The sequence below is a fragment of the Lacticigenium naphthae DSM 19658 genome, from assembly GCF_000425865.1.
GTDB classification, from domain to species: domain Bacteria; phylum Bacillota; class Bacilli; order Lactobacillales; family Carnobacteriaceae_A; genus Lacticigenium; species Lacticigenium naphthae.
On sequence record NZ_AUEG01000036.1, the window covers coordinates 1 to 1115 of the forward strand.

1 protein-coding gene is annotated in these 1115 nt (G+C 36.1%); it reads right to left on the reverse strand.

Features of this window, described 5'->3' with window-relative positions; translation table 11 throughout:
• The coding region (locus tag H626_RS0109705; RefSeq protein ID WP_027109191.1) for an ISL3 family transposase at positions 1-1091 on the reverse strand (1091 nt) is incomplete at its 3' end.
• Positions 1092-1115: the final 24 nt, after the last annotated feature.

The following is a 1115-nucleotide window of genomic DNA, read 5'->3' on the forward strand; positions in this document are numbered from 1 at the left end:
CTCTTCACCGGTCTTTCTTTACTGCGTTCTAATTGATTGACGAATTCTTCGTAATTACCGGTAGATAGATTCCATTTCAAATCATTAATCAAATCATACACCCACTGAAACTGTTCATCGATAGATAAGAGATAATTGACCATTATCTTTTCTGTTACGAATCCATCATAAAGGCGATGGGTAAAGCGTTTTTCAAAATCAACACTCCAGACATTTTTGAGAATGATTTTCCACTGTTTCTTTAACTTTTTATAATCTCGAGGCCTCTTGTACTTTACGGTTTTCATTATCTCTATACGTAAACGATTCAACGCTCTATTGACGTGCTGGACAATATGAAACCGATCAATAATCAATTCAGCGTTTGGAAAACAATCAGTAATGACTTTTAAATAGGGACTATACATATCTAAAGTCACCGTCTTAACCTTTTTCCTTAGTTCATAAGGATACCGTTGGAAATAGGCAATGAGTTCTTTTTGCTGTCTATTTTCAACGATATCAATAATGTCATGCGTTTGTGCATTAGTAAAGATAAAGCTCATGGATCCAGCAGCTTCCTTCACTGATTTGAACTCATCGAACGAGAGATGTTCAGGTAATTCGAACCGTGAAGGTTCGAGTGTTTTTCCAGTTTTGACAAGAAGGTTTATAACCGTTGTTGGGGAGACAGAAACCCTCTTAGCGATGGTCGTCATGCTTTGTATCTCAGTTAATTCATAGGCAATCACGTTCTTAATCGGATTCGAAATAAAGCAATATTTATTCACTAGGGGTGTCGTCGCTATGAATGTCCGTTGACATTCATGACATAAAAAACGTTGCTTTCTTAATCTCAAAAGAGCTGGCTTGAATAGGATATTACCTAATTTGAGCGTAGATGTTTTTGTTCCGTTTTTAGTCACTGAATAGTTTTGATTAACAGATCCACAGTGATGACAGGCCTTCGGCTTGTAAGTCAATGTCCCTTGATAAACAAGGTAAGTGGTTCCTTTAAGCGTTTCTTCTGGGCATACGTAATTATTTAGATCAAAAAGAATATTTTCATCTTTAATATTCAACGAATTTCGTATAATATGAGAGTGGGTCATGTAGATTCTCCTTTGATTGGTTTT